A 7,068-nucleotide genomic window follows, 5' to 3' on the forward strand; every position below is an offset into this window, starting at 1 on the left:
TCAGGCTGCATAAAGTTTATATTTTTTTAGTGTCTACTTGACAGGGCCCACACCAAAAATTGGGTGGAGGGCTTTTTAGCTAGTTATTAGTAGCGTCAACAATCGCAACAGAAGCGGTTAATTCACCGGAACTATTACCGCTAAGTTTGAGCAATTTGTTAACGGGATTAATCTGGAGTTTCATGTTGTTATCCATGAACATATCCGTATAGTCCTTGTAGCGTACCGGACCTAAATCGGAGTCTAGGGTTTCAGAGTAATCCTTGGCGTAGGTACCGGGCTTAACGGCGATAATCCTAAAACCACCGTCAAGGGTACATGAGCCGGTCTTGGATAGAGGACCAACCCCGTCGTCATAGTCTAAAAGGAGATCAAAATCTGCAAAGGGAGCTAGCTTTTCTTTGGCTTCAGTTGTAACTGTTAGATACATAGCACTCACTTCTTTCTTTCTATCTGTATCTATTATAACTAATAAGTTGTTAAAAGAGAAATATAGTGCTCACAATATTAATTAAAAAGCAGGCCTATAATTTAGATCTGCTTTTTTGATTAGTCTACCCAAGCTTTGACTTGCTTAGGGTGAGCTTTAATCCACTTTTGGGCAGCTTTTTGAGGGCTCATCCCATTATTGATATCAAGCATGACGCTTTCCATATCTTCCTCTGTCCACGTAAACTTGTTCAAAATCCGGTAGGCTTTAGGGTTATCTGTCTTGAGATTCTTTTTAACAATGGTATGGATATTTTCGCTCCGCCCCATTGTATGTTTAGGGTCTGTTAAGTATTTGAGTTTATACTTGGCAAACATCCAGTGAGGAGACCAACCCGTAATTACAATTTCTTGGTGTTGCTTGATGGCCTTATCTAAGGCAACAGTCATCGCACCGGAAGAGGAGGTAGAAAGTTGCCAGTCATTTAAATTGGAGTAGGCCTTGAGGGTTTTCTTAGCGGCTGCGGTAACACCAGCCCCTGGTTCAATCCCAGTGATGGTTTTATCAGCCTGGTCATTTAAGTCTGAGATTGAATTAACGTTCATGTAGGCAGGGACGGCTAAGCCAAGCTTAACGCCCTTAAGGTTAGGTCCTAAATCGACTAAGTTATTGTGGTATTGCTTATATAAATTACCGTGAGTTGTAGGTAACCAAGCTCCGACTTCGGCATCGACTGAGCCGTTGGCAACCGATTTCCATAAGACGGCGTTATCTAAACTAGTAAGTTCCACTTTAAAACCTTGGTCACGTAAAACTTGGGCGATAACGTTAGTCGAAGCAACTTCGGAATCCCAGTCAACGTAGCCTAGATTAACGGTGGGTTTAGCTTTTTGGGTCAAAGACTTAAAGTTACCGGCGCCTAAAACAAGGATAATGGCGGCCAAAATTCCTCCGACAATCACGCGGTGCTTGCGCTTTTGTTTAGGGGTCAATTTAGGCTTGGCTTGGATTGGTTGGTTAAATTTTTGGGTGAAGCGGTCGATGATAATCGCTAGGATAACCAAGGCTAATCCGGCCACAAACCCCGTCCCAATGTTAGCGTGTTGAAGGGCAGATAAGACGTCTTTTCCTAACCCAGGCGCCCCAATCATGGAAGCAGTAACTACCATTGAGAGGGCCAGCATGATGGTCTGGTTAATCCCCGCCCAGATGGTAGGTTTAGCCATAGGTAATTCTAGGGAGAAAAGTTTTTGCTTAGGAGTTGAACCAAAGGCATCAGTGGCTTCGACCAACTCCTTAGGAATCTGTCTAATCCCTAAGTTGGTAAAACGGACTGTTGGGGGTAAGGCGAATATAACTGAGGCAAAGACCCCGGGAACCATTCCGATGCCAAAGAAGGCTACCGCCGGAATCAAGTAAACAAAGGCGGGCATTGTCTGCATAAAGTCCAGAATAGGTTTAACCACAGCTTGGACCTTATCATTTTTAGCCATCCAAATCCCCAAAGGAATTCCAATGATGATGGAGACTAAACTGGCGATTAAGACCAAAGTGAAGGTGTTCATTAACCCGGTCCATAGCCCTTGGTTATAGACAAATAAGAGTCCCAGCAAGGTTAAAGCTGGTAATTTAAAGTGTCTGTTGCTGCCAAAGTACGCAGCGATAGTTAAGAGGACAATCAGCAGTAAGGGTGGTAGGAATAAGAGCCCGTTAGTGATGAAGTCCATCAAGGCTGACCCACCCTTAGTGATTAGGTTAAAGAAACCGGCACAGTTGGTGGTCAACCAATTAGTTAATTGGTCAATTAAGTGTGCAATAGGTAGTTTGTAACTAAAAATATCCACAAATTCCATCCTTTCAAGATAATTAAGCTTCCGAACTATTAACGGCTAAGGCTTCTAGCACCCGGCCCTTAATAATTACTCCCAGTAAGCGGCCGTTTTCATTGACCACTGCAAGGGGGGTAGGCGAATCATAAATTAAGTCAAAGATATCCGTGATTAGGGTATCTGGACTAACGGTTTTGACGTTTTTATCGATAACTTCCGTAAGCGGCAGCTTTTCTTTGCGGGCTTTAAGGGCGGCTTCGGCAGTTAGGCTCCCCTTAAGCTGACGTCTTTTATCGACAGCCAACAGCATGGAGACTTCTTCTACCCGCATCCGACTTAGGGCCACGTTAGGACCATCGTTTTCAATGTTAGTAGTAAACGGAGCCGTCATAATATTTTGCGCCGTCAAAACCTTGGAGCGGTCGACGTCTTCGACGAATTCCTTGATAAAGTCATTTTGAGGGTTGGTTAAAATCTCTTCCCCAGTCCCGATTTGTAAAATTTGGCCGTCGTTCATAATGGTGATGCGATTGCCAATGCGTAAGGCTTCGTTTAAATCGTGGGTGATAAAGATAATGGTTCGTTGTTTTTCTTCCTGTAAGTTTAGCAATTCATCTTGCATGTCCCGCCTAATCAAGGGGTCAAGCGCAGAAAAGGCCTCGTCCATTAAGAGGATATCTGGGTCGTTGGCTAAAGCCCGGGCTAAACCAACCCGCTGCTGCATCCCCCCAGATAATTGGTTAGGGTATTGGTCCTTAAAGGCTAAAAGGTTGGCACTCTCTAAAGCAGCTTCGGCCAATTGGCGGCGTTTTTCTTTAGCTACGCCCCTAACTTCGAGGCCGTATTCAGTGTTTTCTAAAATGGTTTTATGAGGAAAGAGGCCGAAATTTTGGAAGACCATGTTAATCTTTTCCCGCCGCACTTGGCGTAGCTCTTCTTCATTCATCTTAGCTACGTCTTTACCATCAATGTAGATTTGACCTGAGGTGGGGTTAATTAAGCGGTTGAGCATCCGGATTAAAGTTGATTTCCCCGAACCAGACAGCCCCATGATAACAAAGATTTCCCCGGCTTTAACTTTAAAGTTGGCATCGTAGACACCCACAGTGGCGTCGGTTTTCTTTAAGATTTCTGTTTTACTTACTTGTTGTTTAACTAGGTTTAAAGCGGCTTTTCTTTTCCGCCCGAAAATTTTGGTTAAGTTGTGAACTTCTAACTGTTCCACAGAAAAACTCCTTTCAAATTCGTTTAAGTGACAATACTATCGTAACTATAATGTTGTCACTTTGTCAAATAAGTTGTTTGAAATTTAATTTTCTAAAAGCGGTTACTTCTAGACGATTGTAGCGGTAAAAAAATCTAAAAAAAATAAAGTGCCAACCTAATTTTATAAAAAGGTTGGCACTTGTTTAGTTATTAAGTTGAATATTGAACAGATTGCAAACTCGTTCGTAGGATAGCTCTGAGCCGACAAAGTAAATCGTATCGCCAGCGGCTAACATAGCGTAAGGTCCGGGTGAAACCACGAGCTCGTCTGCATGCCTAATCGCAATCAGAGTCGCCCCGGTTGAATGCCAGAGATTCAATTCATTAAGCGAACGCTCAAGGTTAGTCGCCGTGGTTGGTAAAACTAACTCAAAGGGAGAAAAGGGAAATTTTTTATGGACTAACTGAGTTCGTTCAACCAGGTTAGTCACCATTTGGGCTAACTCTTCGAGGTCGGCTTTTTGCTTGCTTAAAGCCTGGCTAATCCCGGCTTCCATTTTGGCGAGGGAGGTTGTTTCTTGGTAATTAGCTAGAAATTCTTGGGCTTTTTCTTTAGAGGAGATATAAGCGCCACTGCCGTGCTTGACTTCCATAATATCGAGGTCAGCCAGCATATTGATAGCTTTGCGTGCCGTTTCGGGTGAAACTTTAAAGTTGCTAGCTAAAGTTGAACGGGCATGGAGCTTGCTACCGACCGGGTATTTACCGGCTACGATGCGTTCAGCTAATGCGACCGCGATTTGTTGGTAGCGGGGAAAAGTTATTTTTTTCTTATTATCACCTGACATATTTAACGACTACTTTCTTAGAGATTTTATTCACTCGCATTATAGTACGTTTTTTTTGAAATGAAAAGTCAACCCCAAAGCAGCTTGCGACAAAAAAGCTAATCTGTGCTAAACTTGAATAATAATTTGAATAAGAGGTTAGAGAAATGCAGAATAAATCAACAAAAATCGGCTTGTTTTCTGCGGTCATGCTAGCTTTGGGGTCGCTGATTGGCTCCGGCTGGCTCTTTGGTGCAGGGGAAGCCGCGCGGGTGGCGGGACCTGCTGCCATTATTTCCTGGATTTTAGGGGCGGTTATTATTATGGTGATTGCCTTTAACTACATTGAGTTAGGAGCGATGTTTCCTGAAAGTGGGGGGATGAGCCGCTATGCCCAGTATAGCCATGGGCCCTTGTTAGGCTTTATTGCCGCCTGGGCTAACTGGATCTCCCTAATTACCCTGATTCCGATTGAGGCGGTTGCGTCGGTTCAATACATGTCGACTTGGCCTTGGAAATGGGCTAACTGGACTAATCAGTTCATGGATCACGGTCAGGTGACGGGTTTAGGGATAGTTGTCGTCTTCTTTTTTATGCTCTTTTTTACCATGCTAAATTTTTGGTCGGTCAAGGTGTTAACCCACTTTACCAGCTTGATTTCAATCTTTAAAATTGGGATGCCAACCTTAACGATTATTATGCTAATCATTAGTGGCTTTCATACCGGTAACTTTGGTCATAGTTGGCAGAGTTTTGCCCCTTATGGGAGCCGAGCAATTTTTGAAGCCACGACCGTATCGGGAATCATTTTTTCATACGATGCTTTTCAAACGGTTATTAATATGGGGGGCGAACTAGAGCGGCCCCAGAAAAACATTTTGCGGGGAATTGTGATTTCGCTAAGTATTACCGCTGTCATTTATATTTTGTTACAAGTAGCCTTTATCGGGGCGGTTGCACCAAGCAGCCTCGCTAAAGGTTGGGCCGGGATTAACTTTGCTTCCCCCTTTGCGGACTTAGCAATTTTATTGGGACTACATTGGTTATCGGTGTTACTTTACATTGACGCCTTTGTTTCTCCTTTTGGAACGGGGGTTGCTTTTGTCGCCACTGCCGCTCGGACCTTAGCGTCCATGACTAAAAGTGGCCACATTCCGGCTTGGTTAGGACGCTTAGAACGAAGATACATGGTACCACGCTTTGCCTTGCTAGCGGACTTAGGGTTGGCAGTGATTTTGGTCTGTCTTTTTAGGGACTGGTCAACCTTAGCGTCCGTTATTTCGGCTTCCACCTTGATTGCTTATTTAACCGGACCAGTTACCGCAGTCTCCTTGCGTAAGCTCCGCCCTGATTTTAAGCGTCCGGTTAAGTCAAACTGGTTAAAGGTCTTAGCGCCCCTCTCATTTGTTTTAACCAGCTTAGCCATTTACTGGGCAATGTGGCCAACAACGGTGGAAGTTATCCTGGTAATTGCGCTGGGCTTGCCTATCTATTGTTACTATGACTGGCGCTACGGACAGTTAAGTCTAAAAGGTCAGCTAAAAGGGGCGGGGTGGTTACTAGTCTACTTAGTTTTCATCTCCGTAATGTCTTACCTTGGAAGCGCAGGTTTTGGTGGGCAAGACTACTTTAAGTATCCATTTGACTTTTTAATTATCGTGATTGTTTCGCTTGTTTTCTATTACTGGGCCTTAGCTAGTCGGATTGACGGCCCCGATTTGGTTGCAGCTGCTAAGGTTAACCACCAAGTGAAATTAGAGGGTTAGTTTTCTTTGACAAACGATTTCAAACAAGCTAAATTAATCATAGAGTAAATTTTTTAACAGGAAAGTAGGGGTAGCATGTCAGCTAAAAAACGGGAAGTATTGTCTAAACTTAACGAAACGGTCAACTTGGACTTATTAAAGAAGGCCCTATTACATGAAAGCTTATACGCAGGGTTAACGGAACATAGGCACATTGCGGTCAGGATTTTGAGCCAAGTCAAATCCGGCTTAGCCAATGATGTCTTACACCTGGCAGAAGTACTTGACTTAGTTCCTAGTGAAGTTAAGAGTGCGGTGGATAAGTTAGTTGCCAGTGGGCTGCTATCCTTAAAGGAAGGCCGGCTTGAATTGACAGCTAAGGGTCAGGAAGTCTTTACCAAGATGGCTGCTATTCATGATAAAATTTCCGAGCAAATCTTCAAAGACTTCGATTCTGAAGAGCTCGACCAATTTTTGACTTACCTAGCTAAGATTAAGGCTAACCTAGCTGGCATTAGTGAAAGTGAGTTAGCACAGTTAAAGGAAAAAATGCGAGAGTTACCTACCCATCCTAGCCAATTTTTTAAGAAGTAAGTTAGTTTAAAAAAGTCCGGTTTTCGAATGACCGGACTTTTTTTAGACTTGATAACGATTTCCAAAATTAAATTCAAAAAAATAAAAAAACTACTTGACCGGTTAAAGTTTTTTCGGTAAGATAAGTATCGTTGTTTCAAGCCGTCAAAGCTTTTACAACTAAAAAGAAATCAAAATTAAGCTTGACGAACAAACTTGATTTTGATACTATATAAATGTTGTCGCTAGAAATTATTTTTAATAATTATTAAAAATAATTCTTGACAGTGAAAATGATAGCTGTTAAACTTTTAAAAGTTGTCGCTACTGTTAATTAGTGGTGACGAGTGAGTAGATCTTTGAAAACTGAACAAAGTTTTAGACAAACCAAATGTGTAGGGGCAGTTGGAAACAACTGCAAAACATTTGCGAAGTCAATTCGCTAGTATAAAAATGAG

General features: G+C 42.8%; 6 protein-coding genes. 2 read left to right on the forward strand and 4 right to left on the reverse strand.

The genetic code is table 11. The features are described 5' to 3' along the window. Positions 1-79: 79 nt before the first annotated feature. From FC14_RS05155 to FC14_RS05170, 4 genes are all read right to left on the reverse strand, one after another. Positions 80-430, reverse strand: coding sequence for an iron-sulfur cluster biosynthesis family protein (locus FC14_RS05155; protein ID WP_056976767.1), 351 nt, complete (start codon positions 428-430; stop codon positions 80-82). Positions 431-549: 119 nt separating this feature from the next. Continuing rightward, positions 550-2,274 (reverse strand): ABC transporter permease/substrate binding protein, encoded by a 1,725-nt coding sequence (locus FC14_RS05160; protein WP_235804508.1) that lies wholly within the window; start codon positions 2,272-2,274, stop codon positions 550-552. A gap of 22 nt (positions 2,275-2,296) precedes the next feature. Continuing rightward, a complete protein-coding gene (locus FC14_RS05165; RefSeq protein WP_056976769.1) occupies positions 2,297-3,484 on the reverse strand; it encodes a quaternary amine ABC transporter ATP-binding protein in 1,188 nt (395 codons plus the stop codon). 184 nt (positions 3,485-3,668) lie between these two features. Continuing rightward, on the reverse strand, positions 3,669-4,313 hold the full coding sequence (locus FC14_RS05170) for a GntR family transcriptional regulator (RefSeq protein WP_056976770.1): 645 nt from the start codon (positions 4,311-4,313) through the stop codon (positions 3,669-3,671). Positions 4,314-4,459: 146 nt separating this feature from the next. Here FC14_RS05170 and FC14_RS05175 point away from each other — a divergent pair, with 146 nt between their 5' ends. Next, positions 4,460-6,058 carry an APC family permease gene (locus FC14_RS05175; protein ID WP_056976771.1) on the forward strand — a complete coding sequence of 533 codons (1,599 nt, stop codon included), beginning with the start codon at positions 4,460-4,462 and terminating at the stop codon, positions 6,056-6,058. Between the two features lie 75 nt (positions 6,059-6,133). Next, positions 6,134-6,631, forward strand: a complete 498-nt coding sequence (locus tag FC14_RS05180) for a MarR family winged helix-turn-helix transcriptional regulator (RefSeq protein ID WP_056976772.1) — start codon at positions 6,134-6,136, stop codon at positions 6,629-6,631. Positions 6,632-7,068: the final 437 nt, after the last annotated feature.

The organism is Ligilactobacillus agilis DSM 20509 (assembly GCF_001436215.1).
In the GTDB taxonomy this organism is placed as follows: Bacteria; Bacillota; Bacilli; order Lactobacillales; family Lactobacillaceae; genus Ligilactobacillus; species Ligilactobacillus agilis.

What these genes read in the sequence shown, in the direction of transcription:
- FC14_RS05175 (WP_056976771.1), top strand. Translation starts at nt 4,460, where the DNA reads ATGCAGAATAAATCAACAAAAATCGGCTTGTTTTCTGCGGTCATGCTA.
- FC14_RS05155 (WP_056976767.1), bottom strand. Translation starts at nt 430, where the DNA reads ATGTATCTAACAGTTACAACTGAAGCCAAAGAAAAGCTAGCTCCCTTT.
- FC14_RS05170 (WP_056976770.1), bottom strand. Translation starts at nt 4,313, where the DNA reads ATGTCAGGTGATAATAAGAAAAAAATAACTTTTCCCCGCTACCAACAA.
- FC14_RS05180 (WP_056976772.1), top strand. Translation starts at nt 6,134, where the DNA reads ATGTCAGCTAAAAAACGGGAAGTATTGTCTAAACTTAACGAAACGGTC.